Raw genomic sequence first — 17,002 nt, forward strand, 5'->3', positions numbered from 1 at the left:
GCCCCGGGCCGGCCGACGTCACCGGCCGCTTCGCGGCTGCCCTGCGCTGCTCGCGGTACGCGGGGTCTCGCTCAAACTCGCTCCGCTGCGCTCCACTCAAACAGTCGCGAGCCCTGATCCGCGCACCGCTGCGCTGCTCGGCGGTGCCTCAACGGCCGGCCCGGGGCCTACCGCCCACCGCCGTGGATACGTCGGGGGTGCGCTCCTCGCCTCCACGGTTCGCCTGGGCGCAGGCTCTCGACGCTAGAGGCGCGCCCGTCCGTGGGTCACCCCCGAAGCCCGGCATGCGGTGCGGGACGGGCGATCCCCTCTGCGCCGCTGAGGAGCGCAGCTTCAGGCGGAAAAAGGGCCGCGCGTGTTTGAGCGCAGCGAGTTTGCGCGGACCCCGCCTGAAGCGAGCACCGCAAGGCAGCCCGAAGGGCCGGCGCAGTGGGGTCGTCCGGCCCGCACCGCGTGCCGGGCGCCCTCGCCAGCGCACAACCACCCTTGCCCACCCACGGCCACTCTTTCCAAAGCTCAGGCCCCTCCCAGAGCGCACTTTGGGGTAGCCTCTACCCTGAGCCAAGACAGCAAGGAGACAACGATGGCAAACACCCTTTCCCCCGCAGAAGAAGCATTGCGCGATGCCGCACGCGAGTACCACCGCTCGCCCGTCAAGGGCAAGATCTCGATCTCGCCGACCAAGCCGCTGCTGAACCAGCGCGACCTGTCGCTGGCCTACTCGCCGGGCGTGGCCTATCCCTGCCTCGACATCCAGGCCGACCCCTCGCTGGCGGCCGAGTACACCTCGCGCGGCAACCTGGTCGGCGTGGTCACCAACGGCACCGCCGTGCTGGGCCTGGGCAACATCGGCCCGCTGGCCAGCAAACCGGTGATGGAAGGCAAGGGCTGCCTGTTCAAGAAGTTCGCCGGCATCGACGTCTTCGACATCGAGCTGGCCGAGAACGACCCCGACAAGCTGGTCGAGATCATCGCGGCGCTCGAACCCACGCTGGGCGGCATCAACCTCGAGGACATCAAGGCACCCGAGTGCTTCTACATCGAGAAGAAGCTGCGCGAGCGCATGAACATCCCGGTGTTCCACGACGACCAGCACGGCACGGCCATCATCTCGGCCGCGGCGCTGATCAACGGGCTCGAACTGGTCGGCAAGAAGATCGAGGACGTGAAGATCGCGGTCTCGGGCGCCGGCGCCGCGGCGATCGCCTGCCTCGACGTGATGGTCGGCCTGGGCGTCAAGCCCGCCAACATCTACGCGGTCGACTCCAAGGGCCTGATCTACATCGGCCGTCCGGGCGGCTTCGACGATTCCAAGACCCGCTACGCGCAGAAGGACACGGGCGCCCGCACCCTGGCCGACGTCATGAAGGACGCCGACGTGTTCCTCGGCTGCTCGGCGCCGGGCGTGGTCTCGCAGGACATGGTCAAGAGCATGGGCAGCCAGCCGATCATCCTGGCGCTGGCCAACCCCGAGCCCGAGATCCGGCCCGAACTCGCCAAGGCCGTGCGCCCCGACTGCATCATCGCGACCGGCCGCTCGGACTATCCGAACCAGGTCAACAACGTGCTGTGCTTCCCCTACATCTTCCGCGGCGCGCTCGATTGCGGCGCAAGCAAGATCACGGAGGAGATGAAGCTGGCCTGCGTGCGCGAGATCGCCGACCTCACCAAGGCCGACATCAGCGAGGAAGTCGCCACCGCCTACGCCGGCCAGGAACTGGCCTTCGGCCCCGACTACATCATCCCGAAGCCCTTCGACTCGCGGCTCATCTTGCGCATCGCGCCCGCGGTCGCCAAGGCGGCGCAGGCCTCGGGCGTGGCCGCGCGGCCGATCGAGGACCTCGACGCCTACCGCCAGCACCTGACGCGCTTCGTCTACCAGACCGGCATGTTCATGCGCCCGGTGTTCAGCGCCGCCAAGCTGGCCACCGCCAAGCGCGTGGCCTACGCCGAGGGCGAGGACGACCGCGTGCTGCGCGCCGCCCAGCTGGCGGTCGACGAGGGCCTGGCCAAGCCGATCCTGATCGGTCGCCCAGCCGTGATCGAGGCCCGCATCAAGAAGGCCGGCCTGCACATCAGCCTCGGCAAGGATGTCGAGTGCGTCGACCCCGAGGACGATCCGCGCTTCCGCACCTACTGGGAGGCTTACCACCAGATCATGGGTCGGCGCGGCATCACGCCCGAGGCCTCGAAGGCCATGGTGCGGCGCTCCAACACCACCATCGCCTCGCTGATGCTGCACCTGGGCGACGCCGACGCGATGCTGTGCGGCCTGGTCGGCCGCTTCGACAGCCACCTCAAGATCCTGAACCAGGTGCTGGGCCTCAAGCGCGGCGCGCCGGGCTTCGCGACGCTGAACGCGCTGACGCTCGAGAAGTACACGCTGTTCATCGCCGACACCAACGTGCACGAAGACCCGAGCGCCGAGACGCTGGCCAACATCGCGGTGATGGCGGCCGACGAGGTGCGGCGCTTCGGGCTGCCGCCCAAGGTGGCTTTCCTGTCGCACTCCAACTTCGGCTCGTCCGAGCGCGGCTCGGCGCGCAAGATGCGCATGGCGCGCGACCTGTTCGCCAAGATGGCGCCCGACATCGAATGCGACGGCGAGATGCACGGCGACGCCGCGCTGTCGGAGGACGTGCGCCTCAAGGCGCTGCCCGAGACCTCGCTCACCGGCGAGGCCAACCTGCTGATCTGCCCCAACCTCGACGCCGCCAACATCCTGTTCAACGTGCTGAAGATGACCGGCGGCAACGGCGTGACGGTGGGCCCGATCCTGATGGGTGCGCAGGGCTCGGCCCACATCCTGACGGCGTCTTCGACGGTGCGCCGCGTGGTCAACATGACCGCGCTGGCCGTGGCCGACGCCAACTCGCCGCGCTAGGCCGCCGGTCCGCCCCCTGCCTGTTCCGCCAGGGCCAGGGCATGCAGGGGGCAGCCGTCGCGCTCATGTCTTGAGATGGGCCAGCGCGATCACCGAGACCGGCTTGATTGGCGCCTGCGCCGAGAAGACGCCCAGCTGCGCGACCTCGGTCTGGCGGGTCTGCGCCAGCAGATGGGCCACGGTGTGCTGGCAGTAGCGCCCCTGGCAATACCCCATGCCGGTGCGGCAGGCCAGCTTCACGCTGTTCACGTCGCTCACGTGCGGGTTCTCGGCAAGGAAGTCGCGCACGGTGCCGGCCGAGACTTCCTCGCAGCGGCAGACCAGCGTGTCGTCGGTGGCCAGTCGCGCCAGCGCATCGAGCCGCGGCTCGAAGAAGCGCAGCACCACCTCGGTGAAGCGGCGCGCCCGGGCGATGGCGCGGGTCGTGGCACGCAGAGCCTTCTCGAGCGGCTCCGAGGGCGCCTCAGCGCGGATGGCGACAACGATGTTCAGCGCCGCCAACCGCCCTTCGAGAAAAGCCAGCTCGGCACCGTTGACGCCGGCCGGCTCGCCGGCGACATAGATCGAATCCACGCTGGTTCGCATGGCTTCGTCGTGCTCGACGATCCAGCCGCCTTCGGCCGGACGCCACCGGACCGCGCAACCGGCCTGGCGCGCCAGCTCGCTCGAAGCGAGCAAGCCGTAGCCGACGACCAGGGTATCGGCCTCGAGCACGCGCTCGGTGCCGGGGCGTGCCTGCCACTCGGCGTCGGCATCGCACAGGGTCACCCGCTGCACGGCCTCCTCGCCCTCGGCGCGCAGCACCAGGGTGCCGAAGCGGACCGGGACGCCATGTCGCTGCAGGTTGCGCAGTGCGGCCGCGGTCTGGGCCAGCAGGCGGACATGGCCCGGGACGGCCGGCCAGCCGGCCAACAGTTCGCTCGCGGCAGGCTTGGGGCGTGCGATGGCGACCTCGAGCACCTCGCCGCCGGCCTGCACCAGCAGATCGGCCACCAGCAGCAGCAGCGGATGCGAACCCGCGAGCACGAAGCGCTTGCCGGCGCGCAGGAACTGGCTCTTGGCCAGCGTCTGGATGCCGCCTGCCGACATCACGCCGGGCAGGATCCAGCCCGGAAAGGCCACCGGCAGGTCGTAGGCCCCGGTGGCGATCAGCAGCGAGCGGCCTTCGAGCACTTCGGTCTCGTCGGCCTGCGAGATCGCCAGGCGCACGTGGACGCCGTCGGGCGTGCGGAACACGCCCCAAGCCGTCGCCCCGAGCCGCCATTCGATCGCCGTCGAACGGCGCGCGCGTGCGATCAGCGGCTCGCCGAAGGCATAGCTCTTGAACGCGCTCGAAGGCGGCGCGCCGAAGCTCTGCGGCGGCTGGCGGAAGATCTGCCCGCCGAGGTCATGCTGTTCGTCGACGACCACCACGTGCAGGCCATGCTCGGCCGCCGTCAGCGCGGCCGACAGACCGGCCGGGCCGGCGCCAACGACGACGAGGTCGAATGGGGATGCCTCAGTCATGGCGCGGCACCTCGACATGCATGTGCTCGGCCACGCGCGTCATGCAGCTGCGCACGGCCGGGCGGCCGTCGATGGTCACCAGGCAATCGAAGCACACGCCCATGTTGCAGACCGGCGCGCGCGCGGCGCCGCTGGCAGTGCGGCGGAAGACGACGATGCCCGCCGCCAGCAGGGCCGTCGCGACCGTCTCTCCCGGATGGCACGAAGTCGCGACGCCGTTGACATGGATGAGGATCGGGGCGGGCCGGCTCACGCCGGCATCGATGCGGATGCGATCAGGCAAGGGTCAGGCTCCCGAAACGTTGAGGGTCGTAGGCGCGGACGTCGAAGGTCTCGGGCCGGCCGAGGATCTTGTCGGCGAGGATGCGCGCGTAGGTCGGGCCCAGCGTGAAGGCCGAGCCGCCCGTGGCGATGAACAGGCCTGCGGCCTTGGGCACTTCGCCGATCAAGGGCAACTGGTCGGCCACCAGGGCCGTGGTGCCGGTCCACACGCGCAGCACCGGAAGATGAGCGACGGCGGGCACGACCGCAGCCGCCGCGGCCATGTTGCCGGCCAGCGAGGGCAGCAGCAGCTCGGGCCGGCGATCGAGGTCGACCATGCCGCCGGATTGCCTCAGGGCGGCCGGCCAGCCGCCGCCGATCAGGACATTGCCTTCGGGCGTTTGCTTCATCGACAGCCGCCGCCCGGCATGCTGGACCAGGTGCTTGATCAAGGGCGCGGTGCGCGCGGTGGCCGTCATGGTCAAGCCCACGGGACTGACCGGCAGCACGACGCCCGCCATCTGCGCCAGCCGGCCCGACCATGCGCCGGCGGCGATGACCACGTGCTCGGCCTGGCAGACGCCGCCGTCGTCGAAGCTCACGTGCCATCCGCGCCCATTGCGGCGCATCGATTGCACGCCGGTCCGCGAATGCACGTGGGCACCCAGGCGCATCGCGGCGCGGGCGTAGGCCAGCGCGCAGCGCCGCGGATCGGCCTTGCCCTCGGCGGCGCAGAAGGCCGCCGCGATGACGTTCTCGCCCAGATAGGGTGCGCGGGCCTGCAATGCGGCGCGGTCCAGCAGCTCGGTCGATAGGCCTGCAGCCTGTTCCAGCGCGATCTTGCGGCCCAGCCGCTCGACCTGCTCCGCTGTTTCGGCGACCATGAAGCCGCCATGCTGCACCACGCCGAGCTCGGCGCCGAGCTCGGACTCGAGCCGGCTCCAGGCGCGCTGCGCATCGAGGTGCAGCGGAATGGCCTCGGCCGCCTTGCGCGCGGCCGCCTCGCCGTTTTCGATCATCCGGTACTCGAGCTGGAAATGCAGGCTGCCGGCGTTCTGGCCCGAGGCCTGGGCGTTGAGCTGCTTCCTCTCGACCAGCAGCACCTCGGTACCCGCCGCCGCCAGCAGGTAGCCGACGGCGCAGCCCAGCAGGCCGCCACCCACCACCAGCGTGGCGATGCGCGCGGGCCGGTCCTTCACGCTGGACTCCGCGGCGTTCACGTGTCGGCGAGCGCGACGGTGGCGAGGCCCAGCCCTTCGAGCGTGGCGCGCACCTGCTCGACTTCGACGGCCGTCAGTTCGAGCAGCGGTCGCCGCACATAGCCCGCGGGCACGCCGCGCAGCCGCAGCGCGGTCTTGAGGATGGCCTGTGCGCTGCCGAAGTTGCCCGCGAAGTCCTTGTTGAACCAGGCCTTCATGATCACGCGGTCGCGCTCGCCCAGCGCGACCGCACCGGCCTTGTCGCCGGCCGCGACGCGGCGCCAGAAATCGGAATGGTCCGCGCCCAGCACGCCGCCCGCGCCCATCAGTCCATCGCTGACGCCAAGCGCCGCCAGGTCCGCGCCGAGGGCCGAGGTCGGCATGTTGAAGTAGCGCACCTTGTCCCGCAGCGCATAGGCGCCCTGCAGGAACGCCGCGAAGTTGGGCGTCGAGTTCTTGATCGCCACCACATGGTCGATCTCGGCCAGCTCGTCGAGCAGTTCGACATCCATGTCGACCACGCAGCCGCGCGGCCAGTTGTAGATGCAGATCGGGATGTCGGTGGCATCGGACACGTCGGTGTAGAACTGCACCAGCTCGCGCCGGCCCGGCACGACGTAGGGCGGCGGCGTCAGCAGGATGCCGTCGAGCCCGGCGCGCTCGGCGGCGCGCGCGTGGCGGATGGCCTCGGCCGCGGTGTAGGCGTTGCAGCCGCCGAGCACCGTGATTCGCTTGTCGATCGTGCGGCTGGCTTCCTGGAACAGCTGGGCCCGCTCGGCCTCGCTGAGGCTGAACCATTCCCCCGAGGTACCCGCGAGCACCACGCCATGCATGCGCTGCTGCACATGCCACTCGAGCTGGGCGCCCAGGGCGGCCCAGTCCATGTCGCCGTTGCGTGCGAAGGGGGTCGTGATGGCAGGGATGTAGCCTGCCCATTCGACATCGTTGCGGTTCATTCGTTCTTTCTCCTCAGTTCAATGCGGCATCGGCTTCGATTTCGATCAGGAACTCGGGCAGGGCCAGCGCCTGCACGCCGATGAAGGTGTTGGCCGCGGGCAAGGCATCGCCGTAGAAGGCGGAGATCTCGGCGCAGATCGGCCCCAGCTTGTCGGGCGTGTGATTGACCACGTAGGTGCGCAGCCGCACCACGTCGGCGGTCGTCGCACCGGCTGCGGCCAGCACCTTCTTGAGATTGGCAAGGACCTGGCGCGTTTGCGCGATGACGTCGCCGCCACCGATCAGATTGCAGTCGCGGTCCCAGGCGACCTGGCCCGCCAGATGAAGCGTGCGTCCGCCGTTCCGCAGGACCGCGTGAGAGAAGCCGAACCGGACGGTCTGGTACATGGACTCGGGGTTGATCACTTTTCGTGTCATGGTGGATGCTCCGATGAGGTAATAGAAAAGATGGGGGGTCAGAACGGCCGACCGTGCACGACCAGTTCGAGGACGTTTTGCCAGGGGTCGCGGAAGTACTGGTACTGCGAGCCCGCGGTCGGCCCTTCGGAAAAGGCGATGCGTTCGAAGACGGTGCAACCGTTGTCGCGCAGCCACCGGGCCGCGGCGTCCATGTCGTCAACCTCGAGACCGAGGTGATGCGCGCCGATGTGGTTGCCGCGCAGCGGCCGGACCGTGCTGCTCGGCGGATTCTTGTAGACGAACAGTTCGAGCCGAATGCCCCCGGGCAGGCCGAGCAGACACAGTTCGAGCTGTGCACCGGTGACGCCGATGTGCGCCTCCATCCAGTCCCGGCCGTCGGCCTCGCGCGGCATCTCGGCGGCGTCGAACGGACCCAGGCCGTAGAGGATCTGCGCCCCGAAGACGTGCTGATAGAAGGCGATGACCGGATCCAGTTCCGCGACCGTCCAGGAGACATGGTCGATGCGGCGGATGCCCAGTGGATTGGCGTACATGGCGTGGACTCCTCATGAAGGATTCAGGACCGCACCAGTTGGTGCGCATGCAGCCGCACGCCCAGCGCCACGCCGGCCGCGTTCGGCTGCGGCGTCACCAGGCTCACGCAGATGACGGTGGCGGCATTGATCGCCATGGCGATCAGGCCCACCTCCCAGCCCGGGAAGAGCGCGCTCCACCAGGCTTGCGCGAAGGGCGCGAGCAGGGCGACGAAGCCCACGACGAGGCCGGCCGCCACGCCGAGGGCCGAGGTTCTCTTCCACAGGAAGGCCAGGAACACGCCCGGGCCGAGCATGCCGATGGCGGAGTAGGCCTTCAGCAGGATCGACACCAGCGAGCCCTTCTGATCCATCGACAGCCACACCGCCAGCGCGGCGAAGGCCACCAGCGCGGCGCGCGAGATCAGCAGGGCCCGGGATTCGCTCAGGGCCGGGTACACCGGCGTCACCACGTTGCGCGTGAAGATCGTGCCGGCCGTCAGCAGCAGCACCGAGCCCGGCACCAGGGCCAGCAGCACGCCGGTGCCCGCCAGCAGGCCGACCACCCAGTCGGGGTACTGGGTGGACACGAACTGCAGCAAGGCCGCGTTCATGTTGTTGCCCGGGGGCAAGGTGCCCGCGACCAGCGCGGCCAGGCCCAGCAGGATGATGAAGAAGTAGGCCAGCGAGTAGATCGGCTGCCAGATCGCGTTGCGCCGGATCGCGGTCGGGCTGTGGGCCGAATACGAGATCTGGAACAGGTGCGGGAACACCCAGTTGCCCAGCGCGACATTCAGCGCCGCGGTGATCAGCCACACATTGGTGGTCGGCGCGCCGGGGTCGGCGCCGGGCAGCTTGCCGATGCCGGGGCGGATGGCCTCGGCCATGTCGAAGATGTCGAACATCGAGCTGGCGCCGACCTTGTGGGCCACCGAGGCGGCCAGCACCGCCATCAGCACGATCATCATCACGTCCTTGACCCCGGCCGCGAACGCCGCCGAACGCAGGCCGGCCGCGAGCACGAAGGCCACCATCAAGCCGCCGGCCACGATCAGCGACAGCGTGGGCGACAAGGCCTGGTTGAAGGTGAGCGAGACGATCAGGCTCAGGCTGACCAGCTGGATCTGCACGTAGATGACCAGGCTCGCGATGCCGATCAGGCCGGTGACCACGCCGAGCCAGGGCGCGTCATAGCGGTAGGCGAAGAAGTCCGCCTGCGTCAACAAGCCCGCGCTGCGACCGGCGCGCCAGATCTTGGGCATCAGCAGGTAGCCGATCGCGAAGGACAGCGAGACCGAGCAGAACGCCAGGTAGGCCGGCGCCCCGAGCGCCCAGGCGTAGCCCGCGATGCCGAAGACCGCGAAGGTGGTGTAGATCTCGCCGGCGTTCATGAACCAGAACAGCAGGGTGCCCATGCTGCGGCCACYGACGGCCCAGTCGGCCACCGTCTTGCCGCGCGCGGCGGCACGGCCGAAGCCGATGGCGCCCACCACTGTCGCGAGCAGCAACAGGGCCGCAACGGTGTATTTCATGACGAGGCCTTGCGGATCACGGTGGCGGCGAGGAAGGCGGCTTCCTCCTCTTCGAGGCCGGCGCGGCGGTCGAGATGGAAGACCAGCGCGAACACCAGGCTCGCGAAGACCACGCCGGCCATCTGCCAGACCATCGGGAAGGGCATGCCGAAGGGCCGCAGCGCCACCTCGTTCACGAGCGGAATGCAGGCGACCTGCCAGATGAAGGGCAGCGCGAGGAGCGCCAGGTGGGGCCGCTTGGGCGCAGAGCCGATGCCGGCCCGCCAGGTTGGAGTGGTCATGCTTACCTCGCGAAAGGAATGGGGAGTCGAGCTGAAGACTGGATATTGTGCACTTTCACTGCACACTTTGAAGAGTATGTTTTCGATCAATGCAAGTCAATACGCCTTCTACTAGAGGTAAACCCTTGTCCTGACCACCGAAATTCTCGCCATCGAATGTGCAGTTTTACTACACGATCGATGGATCACTTATGCTGTGCGCCATGGCTTCCACACGGCTTGAATCAAAGTGCTCGGCAAACGATTGAATGAATTGCGGGTCGCCCGCGGCCTCTCGCTGAGGGCTTTGGCGAAAGATGCCGGCGTGTCGCCGACCCTGCTGAGCCAGATCGAACGCGAAGTGACCGAGCCCAGCCTCCACACGCTGCGCGCGCTGAGCACGGTGTTCGGCGAATCCATGGCGGCGCTCTTCCTGGACCCCGAGGCCCCTTCGATCTGGCTCAGCCGCCCCGGCGAGCGCACGCAGATCATCGGACCCAAGGGCGCGGTCAGCTATGAACGCCTGACCCGCGGCAACGGTCCGATGGAAGTGCTGCGCGCCGTGTTCGTTCCGGGCCAGTTTTCGGTGGCCGACACGGACGCGGTCAGCCACCCCTCGGTCGAGTGCATCTACGTGATTCGCGGGACCATGACCGTCGAGATCGCCGGCGTGGCGCATCAGGTCCAGGCCGGCGAGGCCATCACCTTCGAAGCGATCCACGCCCATCGCTACGTCAATCATGGCGATGTCGACGCCGAGATCATCCTGTCGGTGACGCCGCCGATTCCCTGACCCAGCCCCGCTTGGGTTCATCTGAAGGGTTCGCACCAAGTGCGTGCCGGCACCGTTTTTGCTTGAATCCCGTGCATCCCTCCCCATCACGGAATTCCTGAATGAACAAGCGCCACCTGCTCCAGACCTTCCTCGCCGCCTCCGCCCTCAGCTTCGGGCTGGGCACTGCGCATGCGCAGACGACGCCGATCAAGTTCCAGCTGGACTGGCGCTTCGAGGGACCCGGGGCCTTCTTCACGCACCCGGCCGCCAAGGGCTACTTCAAGGCCAGCGGCCTCGACGTCACGGTCGATGCCGGCAACGGTTCGGGCGGCGCGGTCACGCGCGTGGCCTCGGGCGCCTACGACATGGGCTTCGCCGACCTCGCGGCGCTGATGGAGTTCCACGCCAACAACCCCGACAGCCCGAACAAGCCGGTCGCGGTGATGATGGTCTACAACAACACGCCGGCCTCGGTCATGGCGCTCAAGAAGAGCGGCATCACCAAGCCCGCCGACCTCGCGGGCAAGAAGCTCGGCGCGCCGGTGTTCGACGCCGGCCGCCGCGCCTTCCCGATCTTCGCCAAGGCCAACAACATCGGCGCGGTGAGCTGGACCGCGATGGACCCGACCCTGCGCGAGACCATGCTGCTGCGCGGCGACATCGACGCCATCACGGGCTTCACTTTCACCTCGCTGCTGAACCTGGAGTCGCGCGGCGCCAAGGCGGCCGACATCGTCGTCCTGCCCTACCCCGACTACGGCGTGAAGCTGTACGGCAACGCGATCATCGCCTCGCCCAAGCTGATCAAGGAGAACCCGGCGGCGGTCAAGGCCTTCCTCATGGCCTTCACCAAGGGCGCCAAGGAAGTGATCGCCAGCCCCGCGGTCGCGATCGAGTCGATCAAGGCGCGCGACGGCATCGTCAACAGCGAGCTCGAAACGCGCCGCCTCAAGCTTGCGATCGACACCGTGGTCAACACGCCCGACGCGCGCGCCGAAGGCTTCGGCCAGGTCAACGCGGGCCGGCTGTCGTTGATGGCCTCGCAGGTGTCGGACGCCTTCGCGACCAAGACCCGCGTCAACCCCGATGCCGTGTGGAACGGTTCGATGCTGCCGCCGGCGGCCGAACTCAACATTCTGCGCAAGTGACGGCGGGAACGGAGAGCGGGCCCTTCGTCGACTTCCAGGACGTCTGGCTTGCCTACAACGAAGAACTGCTGCGCGCCAACCACTTCGCGGTCGAGGCCATCGACCTGAAGGTCAAGCGCGGCGAATTCATCGCCATCGTCGGCCCCTCGGGCTGCGGCAAGTCGACCTTCATGAAGCTCACGACGGGCCTTCGGATGCCCTCGATGGGCAAGATCCGCATCGACGACCAGCCGGTCACCGGGCCGCTGAAGATCTCGGGCATGGCCTTTCAGGCGCCCTCGCTGCTGCCCTGGCGCACCACGGTCGACAACGTGCTGCTGCCGCTGGAGATCGTCGAGCCCTACCGCTCGACCTTCAAGGCCAGGCGCCGCGAGTACGTGGAACGCGCCCGCAGCCTGCTGCAGAAGGTCGGCCTCGGCGGCTACGAGGACAAGTTCCCCTGGCAGCTCTCGGGCGGCATGCAGCAGCGCGCGAGCATCTGCCGCGCGCTGATCCACGAGCCCAAGATGCTGCTGCTCGACGAGCCCTTCGGCGCCCTCGACGCCTTCACCCGCGAGGAGCTCTGGTGCATCCTGCGCGACCTCTGGACCGAGCAGCGGTTCAACGTGATCCTGGTCACGCACGACCTGCGCGAGTCGGTGTTCCTGGCCGACACCGTGTACGTGATGAGCAAGAGCCCGGGCCGTTTCGTCGTCAAGCGCGAGATCGACCTGCCGCGCCCGCGCGAGCTGGAGTTGACCTACACCAAGGAATTCACCGACATCGTGCTCGAGCTGCGCGGCCACATCGGCGCGATCCGGAGCCACGCGATCGCCGATGCCGCCAAGGCACCGGCCATGATCGCGCAGTGATCCATCCATGAAAAACAACAAGCAAATCGAACGCTGGTCGCCCTGGCTGCTGCTGGTCGCGGTCATCGTGCTGTGGCAGATCATCTGCTCGGGCTTCGGCGTCTCGGAGTTCATCTTTCCGAGCCCTTGGCGCATCTGGACCCAGTTCTGGGAGTTCAAGGAAATCATCGCGGGCCACGCCTGGCGCACCTTCTGGGTCACGATGGCCGGCTTCGGCCTGGCGATCGTGGTGGGCGTGCTGCTGGGCTTCGTGATCGGCAGCTCGCGGCTCGCCTATGCGGCGATGTACCCGCTGATGACCGCCTTCAACGCGCTGCCCAAGGCGGCCTTCGTGCCGATCCTGGTGGTCTGGTTCGGCATCGGCGCCGGTCCGGCGATCCTCACGGCCTTCCTGATCAGCTTCTTCCCGATCATGGTCAACATCGCGACCGGCCTGGCGACGCTGGAGCCCGAGCTGGAAGACGTGCTGCGCGTGCTCGGCGCCAAGCGCTGGGACGTGCTGATGAAGATCGGCTTCCCGCGCTCGATGCCGTACTTCTTCGCCTCGCTCAAGGTGGCGATCACGCTGGCCTTCGTCGGCACCACGGTGTCGGAGATGACCGCCGCCAACGAGGGCATCGGCTACCTGCTGATCTCGGCCGGCTCGTCGATGCAGATGGGCCTGGCCTTCGCCGGACTGATGGTGGTGGGCGCGATGGCGATGGGGATGTACGAGCTCTTCAGCGCAGTCGAGAAGCACACCACGGGCTGGGCGCACCGGGGTTCGCAAGGCGAATGAAAGCGCCTATCCTTGCGGGTCCAGGCCGCCGCCGGGCCGCTCCCAAGGCGGCCTGCGCCCCCTCGGGGGGCAGCGAACCACACGAAGTGGGGAGCGTGGGGGCCAACAATTCTGGAGACGAACCATGATCAAGGTCAGCGTGATGTATCCCAACACCGCCGGCGCGCGTTTCGACCACGGCTACTACCGCGACAAGCACATGCCGCTGCTCAAAAGCAGGATGGGCGAGGCCTGCAAGTCCTACACGATCGACAAGGGCATCGCGGGCGGCGCACCGGGCGCACCCGCGCCTTACATCGGCATGTGCCACATCTTCTGCGACTCGGTGGAATCCTTCCAGGCCGCCTTCGGGCCGCATGCGAAGGAGATCATGGGCGACATTCCGAACTACACCGACCTGCAGCCGGTGATGCAGATCAGCGAAGTGGTGGTGGGTTAACCCGCCAAGGCTCCATCTCGGCCGGCGAAGCCAGGCCCGTTGGTGAAACACCGCGGAACCGGCTTTGCCGGGCCGCTGGTGTTGCCCCCGGTAGGGGGTGGGCGGCTACACGAAGTGAGCCAACCTGGGGGCGAGCTAAACCAACCGGGTCTCGATCTCGGTCTTGACCTCGGTCATCAGCCGGTGGACCGGGCACTTGCCCGCCACGCGCAGGAGATCGGCGCGCTGCGCTTCGGTCAGGTTGCCTGTGACGCGCAGCGACGTGCCCAGCCGATAGGTGCCCTTGCGTTCTTCGCTGTCATCGCGGTCGACGATCACTTCGATCTCTTCCACCGGAATGCCTTTGCGCTGCGCGTAGACGAGCACCGTGAGCGCCTTGCAGGCGCCGAGCGATGCGTCGTAGAGATCATGCGGCAAAGGCCCTTCATCCTTGCCGCCGAGATCCGGCGATGCATCGACCGGAAACTCGTGCGCGCGGATCTTGACGATGTGGCGGGTGCCGGTGATGCCGTCGCGGCGGACTGTGATGCTCATGAAGGTCTCCTGATGATCAGACGCGATGGTAGCGCCCGAGTGCTTCAGGCGGCCTGCGCGAGCGCCACGGTTTGCATGCGATGCACTTCCGATTCGCCATGCTTCGCGAGCAATTGCATCAGGTGCTTGCGGATCAGCATGCCGGGCCGGTCCGACTCCATCGAGTACTCGACGCCGCGCCGCCGCGTGTCGACCAGCGCATCGGGGTCGGTCGACTCGAGGATGTCCTTGTCCTCGCGCGTGATCTCCTCGTCGAAATCGATCAGCATCTGCGCCGGACAGTCGGCCTCGGTGTCGTTGCGGAACAGCCATTGGCACAGCTGCATGCGGCCGTCGTCGATGGGCGTGAAGCAATTGATGATGATGTGGCGGATGCCCGAGGGGTACTCGATGTCGAGCCGGCGCGAGAACGGCAGGAAGTAGGCGTTGCGCATGTGGCGCGTGGTGATCGGGTCGGTCACGCCGCTGATGGCGTGGAACCGGGCCGGGTTCGCGGCATCGATCACGGTCTCGGCATGGAAACCGCTCTCGTTCTCGACCAGTTCGTACCTGCTCGGCTTGGGGCTCGCCGCGACGCCGAAGGTGGCGCGGTGCACGAAGCTGAAATGCGAGTTGTCGAAGGAGTTCTCGAGCGCGCGCATCGGGCTGGTCTGCCACTCCTCGTAGAACTGGTGGATGGTCCGATAGCCCGGATCGTCGAATTCCGGAATCTCGGGAATGCCGGCGATGGGCTCCTCCAGCGCCACCCAGGCATAGCCATGGCGCGCCGTGCAGTGGTAGGCCGTGGTCCGGTAGTCGGGCGAGATCTTGCGGTCGGCCTCGTACTGCGGGATGCGGATCACCTGTCCGCTGCGGTCGTAGGTCCAGCCGTGGTAGCCGCACTGGATCGCGCCCTGCCCGCAGGCCTTGCCTTCGCCGTCGACGCACCAGCCCTTCGAGAGCCTCGCGGTGCGATGGCAGCAGCGGTCGCGCAGCGCGGCCGGCCGGCCTTCGGCATCGAGGAACAGGACGATGTTCTCGCCGAGCAGCGTGAAGGGCCTGGGCCCCTGCTGCAGATCGGCCAACGGCATGACGGCATGCCAGAACTTGCGAAAGACGGGTTGTTGAGTGACGAGCATGAATGACTCCTTCGGTTGCGTGGGATCAACTTGAAAGAGCAATTTCCCGCCATGGCCTGCACGCACCCAAGCTGAACGCTTCTACTCTGCGTCGATCTTCCTGCAATTTGCGGGCCTGCAGCGCCTGGCATGCGTCCTGCATGGCAACGGGCAAGAGTAGAAGCGTTCAGCAGCGCACGCACCGCCCTTTCTTCGTGCGCCGCCCGGAAATTGCTCTTGAAGCGCCCGCCGTCCGGCAGGCGATCAGGAGCCACGATTTCCAGGAGCCCCATCCATGCAACGCCGTACCTTCGTCGCCACCGGCGCAGCCAGCGCCGCCGCCCTCGCCGCACCCGCCCTGTTCGCGCAGGGCGCCAAACCGACGCCGCTCAAGTTCACGCTCGACTTCCGCATCAACGCACAGACCGCACCCTTCTTCCTGGCCGAAAGCAAGGGCTACTACCGGGACGAAGGCCTCGACGTCACGATCGACACCGGCGCCGGCTCGGTGGCCTCGATCACGCGCATCGCCAGCGGCGTCTACCAGCTCGGCCTCGGCGACATCAGCTCGCTGATCGAGTTCAATGCGCAGCATCCGGGCACCCCCGTGGTGCAGGCGGTCTACCAGTACTACAACCGCGCACCGTTCGTGATCATCGGCCGCAAGGACCGCGGCATCGGCGCCGACTTCAAGAGCCTGCAGGGCAAGAAGGTCGCGGCGGCGGCGGTCGAATCGACGCGGCGCGCCTGGCCGATGGTGGCGCGCAAGCAGGGCATGAAGGCCGACGCCTTCCAGTGGCAGACCACCGACTTCAGCGCCCGCGACAACGTGATGGTGCGCGGCGATGTCGATGCCGCCACCTACTTCCACGACTCGGCGATCTCGCTGTTCGCGCGCATGAAGCCCGAGGACCTCTCGGTGTTGAAGTACTCGGATGCCGGCGTCAATCTCTACGGCAACGCGATCCTGGCCAGCAGCAACCTGATCGCGGAGAACCCGAAGGCGGTGGCGGCCTTCCTGCGCGCGACCAACCGCGCGATCGTCGAGACCTTCGCCGACCCGGCGCCGAGCGTCGCGGCGATGCGCCAGCGCGAACCGATCCTCGACGCGAAGATCGAACTCGCCCGCTGGGCCATCACCGCGCAATACGTGGGCGCCGCCGACACACGCGGGCACGGCCTGGGCGACATCAGGAAGCTGCTGCTCGAGCAGCAGGTCGACGAAGTGGCCGAGGTGTTCGGGCTGCGGAACAAGCCGTCGGCCGATGCTATCTTCAACAGCTCGATGCTGCCGGCGCGCAATGAACGTAGCATCCAGGCATGAGTTCACTTCCTTCGGACAGCTTTCCCGCTGAACAGAAACTCGACGAGCGCGACGGCCGCTACCTGCGCAAGGCCATCGTCTGGTCGCACGCCGCGCGGCGGCGCGGCAACCGGCCCTTCGGTGCGGTGGTGGTCTCGGCCGCCGGCGAGGTGCTGGCCGAGGCCTACTGCAACACGGCCGAGACCGGCGACGTCACGGGCCATGCCGAGACCAATGCGGTGCGCCTGCTCGGGGCGCGCAAGCTGTCGCGCGAGGAGCTGGCCGGCGCCACGATCTATTCGTCGGGCGAGCCCTGCGTGATGTGCGCGGGCGCGATCTTCTGGGCCAACATCGGCCGCGTGGTGTTCGGCATCGACGCCGAGCGGCTGCGCGTGTTCCGCGGCGAACGCGGCGACCAGCGCGATGCCGAGCTGTCCTGCCGCGACGTCTTCCGGGCCTCTGCGCATGCGATCGAATGCATCGGGCCGGCATTGGTCGACGAGGCCGCGGCGGCCCACGTCGGCGCCTGGAAATCCTGAAACACCC

18 protein-coding genes are annotated in these 17,002 nt (G+C 67.9%); 8 read left to right on the forward strand and 10 right to left on the reverse strand.

Translation table 11 applies throughout. From position 1 onward, the window contains the following. Positions 1-583: 583 nt before the first annotated feature. Complete coding sequence (locus AC1D2O_RS27545) at positions 584-2,884, forward strand: NADP-dependent malic enzyme (protein WP_478158225.1); 2,301 nt, start codon at positions 584-586, stop codon at positions 2,882-2,884. A gap of 63 nt (positions 2,885-2,947) precedes the next feature. On the opposite strand, the gene AC1D2O_RS27550 is transcribed toward AC1D2O_RS27545, so the two are convergent. Genes AC1D2O_RS27550 through AC1D2O_RS27585 form a run of 8 tightly spaced genes read right to left on the reverse strand, consistent with a single transcriptional unit; the run spans position 2,948 to position 9,552 of the window. Then, the gene (locus AC1D2O_RS27550; RefSeq protein WP_478090052.1) at positions 2,948-4,390 is read right to left on the reverse strand and encodes an FAD-dependent oxidoreductase; all 1,443 of its coding nucleotides are present in this window, start codon (positions 4,388-4,390) and stop codon (positions 2,948-2,950) included. Then, a complete protein-coding gene (locus tag AC1D2O_RS27555) occupies positions 4,383-4,673 on the reverse strand; it encodes a (2Fe-2S)-binding protein (RefSeq protein WP_478090051.1) in 291 nt (96 codons plus the stop codon). The genes AC1D2O_RS27550 and AC1D2O_RS27555 overlap by 8 nt, the downstream gene beginning before the upstream one ends. Beyond that, complete coding sequence (locus tag AC1D2O_RS27560; RefSeq protein ID WP_478158226.1) at positions 4,666-5,871, reverse strand: NAD(P)/FAD-dependent oxidoreductase; 1,206 nt, start codon at positions 5,869-5,871, stop codon at positions 4,666-4,668. The genes AC1D2O_RS27555 and AC1D2O_RS27560 overlap by 8 nt, the downstream gene beginning before the upstream one ends. Beyond that, positions 5,868-6,806: a dihydrodipicolinate synthase family protein gene (locus AC1D2O_RS27565; protein WP_478158227.1), complete on the reverse strand. Its 939-nt coding sequence runs from the start codon at positions 6,804-6,806 to the stop codon at positions 5,868-5,870. Before AC1D2O_RS27565 ends, AC1D2O_RS27560 begins: the two co-directional genes overlap by 4 nt. Positions 6,807-6,819: 13 nt before the next feature. Further along, a complete protein-coding gene (locus AC1D2O_RS27570; RefSeq protein ID WP_478090048.1) occupies positions 6,820-7,224 on the reverse strand; it encodes a RidA family protein in 405 nt (134 codons plus the stop codon). A 38-nt stretch (positions 7,225-7,262) separates the two neighbouring features. Further along, positions 7,263-7,760 carry a VOC family protein gene (locus AC1D2O_RS27575; protein WP_478090047.1) on the reverse strand — a complete coding sequence of 166 codons (498 nt, stop codon included), beginning with the start codon at positions 7,758-7,760 and terminating at the stop codon, positions 7,263-7,265. Positions 7,761-7,783: 23 nt separating this feature from the next. Then, positions 7,784-9,271 (reverse strand): sodium:solute symporter family protein, encoded by a 1,488-nt coding sequence (locus AC1D2O_RS27580; protein WP_478158228.1) that lies wholly within the window; start codon positions 9,269-9,271, stop codon positions 7,784-7,786. Then, positions 9,268-9,552 (reverse strand): DUF3311 domain-containing protein, encoded by a 285-nt coding sequence (locus tag AC1D2O_RS27585; protein ID WP_478090045.1) that lies wholly within the window; start codon positions 9,550-9,552, stop codon positions 9,268-9,270. The genes AC1D2O_RS27580 and AC1D2O_RS27585 overlap by 4 nt, the downstream gene beginning before the upstream one ends. 229 nt (positions 9,553-9,781) lie before the next feature. On the opposite strand from AC1D2O_RS27585, the gene AC1D2O_RS27590 reads away from it, so the two are divergent. From AC1D2O_RS27590 to AC1D2O_RS27610, 5 genes are all read left to right on the forward strand, one after another. Continuing rightward, positions 9,782-10,324, forward strand: coding sequence for a helix-turn-helix domain-containing protein (locus AC1D2O_RS27590; RefSeq protein ID WP_478090044.1), 543 nt, complete (start codon positions 9,782-9,784; stop codon positions 10,322-10,324). A gap of 101 nt (positions 10,325-10,425) precedes the next feature. Next, entirely contained in the window at positions 10,426-11,454 is a 1,029-nt protein-coding gene (locus AC1D2O_RS27595) for an ABC transporter substrate-binding protein (RefSeq protein ID WP_478090043.1), read from the forward strand. After that, positions 11,451-12,305 carry an ABC transporter ATP-binding protein gene (locus tag AC1D2O_RS27600; RefSeq protein WP_478090042.1) on the forward strand — a complete coding sequence of 285 codons (855 nt, stop codon included), beginning with the start codon at positions 11,451-11,453 and terminating at the stop codon, positions 12,303-12,305. The genes AC1D2O_RS27595 and AC1D2O_RS27600 overlap by 4 nt, the downstream gene beginning before the upstream one ends. Positions 12,306-12,312: 7 nt before the next feature. After that, positions 12,313-13,083, forward strand: coding sequence for an ABC transporter permease (locus AC1D2O_RS27605; protein WP_478158229.1), 771 nt, complete (start codon positions 12,313-12,315; stop codon positions 13,081-13,083). 124 nt (positions 13,084-13,207) lie between these two features. Beyond that, complete coding sequence (locus tag AC1D2O_RS27610; RefSeq protein ID WP_478158230.1) at positions 13,208-13,522, forward strand: EthD family reductase; 315 nt, start codon at positions 13,208-13,210, stop codon at positions 13,520-13,522. A gap of 135 nt (positions 13,523-13,657) precedes the next feature. On the opposite strand, the gene AC1D2O_RS27615 is transcribed toward AC1D2O_RS27610, so the two are convergent. After that, the gene (locus AC1D2O_RS27615) at positions 13,658-14,056 is read right to left on the reverse strand and encodes an OsmC family protein (protein ID WP_478086767.1); all 399 of its coding nucleotides are present in this window, start codon (positions 14,054-14,056) and stop codon (positions 13,658-13,660) included. A 44-nt stretch (positions 14,057-14,100) separates the two neighbouring features. Beyond that, positions 14,101-15,174 (reverse strand): aromatic ring-hydroxylating dioxygenase subunit alpha, encoded by a 1,074-nt coding sequence (locus AC1D2O_RS27620; protein WP_478086769.1) that lies wholly within the window; start codon positions 15,172-15,174, stop codon positions 14,101-14,103. 274 nt (positions 15,175-15,448) lie between these two features. Here AC1D2O_RS27620 and AC1D2O_RS27625 point away from each other — a divergent pair, with 274 nt between their 5' ends. Further along, positions 15,449-16,477 carry an ABC transporter substrate-binding protein gene (locus AC1D2O_RS27625; RefSeq protein WP_478086771.1) on the forward strand — a complete coding sequence of 343 codons (1,029 nt, stop codon included), beginning with the start codon at positions 15,449-15,451 and terminating at the stop codon, positions 16,475-16,477. Then, positions 16,474-16,995, forward strand: a complete 522-nt coding sequence (locus AC1D2O_RS27630) for a nucleoside deaminase (protein ID WP_478086773.1) — start codon at positions 16,474-16,476, stop codon at positions 16,993-16,995. Before AC1D2O_RS27625 ends, AC1D2O_RS27630 begins: the two co-directional genes overlap by 4 nt. Positions 16,996-17,002: the final 7 nt, after the last annotated feature.

It is taken from the genome of Variovorax sp. P1_G12 (assembly GCF_056405555.1).

What these genes read in the sequence shown, in the direction of transcription:
- AC1D2O_RS27545 (WP_478158225.1), top strand. Translation starts at nt 584, where the DNA reads ATGGCAAACACCCTTTCCCCCGCAGAAGAAGCATTGCGCGATGCCGCA.
- AC1D2O_RS27550 (WP_478090052.1), bottom strand. Translation starts at nt 4,390, where the DNA reads ATGACTGAGGCATCCCCATTCGACCTCGTCGTCGTTGGCGCCGGCCCG.
- AC1D2O_RS27565 (WP_478158227.1), bottom strand. Translation starts at nt 6,806, where the DNA reads ATGAACCGCAACGATGTCGAATGGGCAGGCTACATCCCTGCCATCACG.
- AC1D2O_RS27570 (WP_478090048.1), bottom strand. Translation starts at nt 7,224, where the DNA reads ATGACACGAAAAGTGATCAACCCCGAGTCCATGTACCAGACCGTCCGG.
- AC1D2O_RS27575 (WP_478090047.1), bottom strand. Translation starts at nt 7,760, where the DNA reads ATGTACGCCAATCCACTGGGCATCCGCCGCATCGACCATGTCTCCTGG.
- AC1D2O_RS27585 (WP_478090045.1), bottom strand. Translation starts at nt 9,552, where the DNA reads ATGACCACTCCAACCTGGCGGGCCGGCATCGGCTCTGCGCCCAAGCGG.
- AC1D2O_RS27595 (WP_478090043.1), top strand. Translation starts at nt 10,426, where the DNA reads ATGAACAAGCGCCACCTGCTCCAGACCTTCCTCGCCGCCTCCGCCCTC.
- AC1D2O_RS27605 (WP_478158229.1), top strand. Translation starts at nt 12,313, where the DNA reads ATGAAAAACAACAAGCAAATCGAACGCTGGTCGCCCTGGCTGCTGCTG.
- AC1D2O_RS27610 (WP_478158230.1), top strand. Translation starts at nt 13,208, where the DNA reads ATGATCAAGGTCAGCGTGATGTATCCCAACACCGCCGGCGCGCGTTTC.
- AC1D2O_RS27615 (WP_478086767.1), bottom strand. Translation starts at nt 14,056, where the DNA reads ATGAGCATCACAGTCCGCCGCGACGGCATCACCGGCACCCGCCACATC.
- AC1D2O_RS27620 (WP_478086769.1), bottom strand. Translation starts at nt 15,174, where the DNA reads ATGCTCGTCACTCAACAACCCGTCTTTCGCAAGTTCTGGCATGCCGTC.
- AC1D2O_RS27625 (WP_478086771.1), top strand. Translation starts at nt 15,449, where the DNA reads ATGCAACGCCGTACCTTCGTCGCCACCGGCGCAGCCAGCGCCGCCGCC.
- AC1D2O_RS27630 (WP_478086773.1), top strand. Translation starts at nt 16,474, where the DNA reads ATGAGTTCACTTCCTTCGGACAGCTTTCCCGCTGAACAGAAACTCGAC.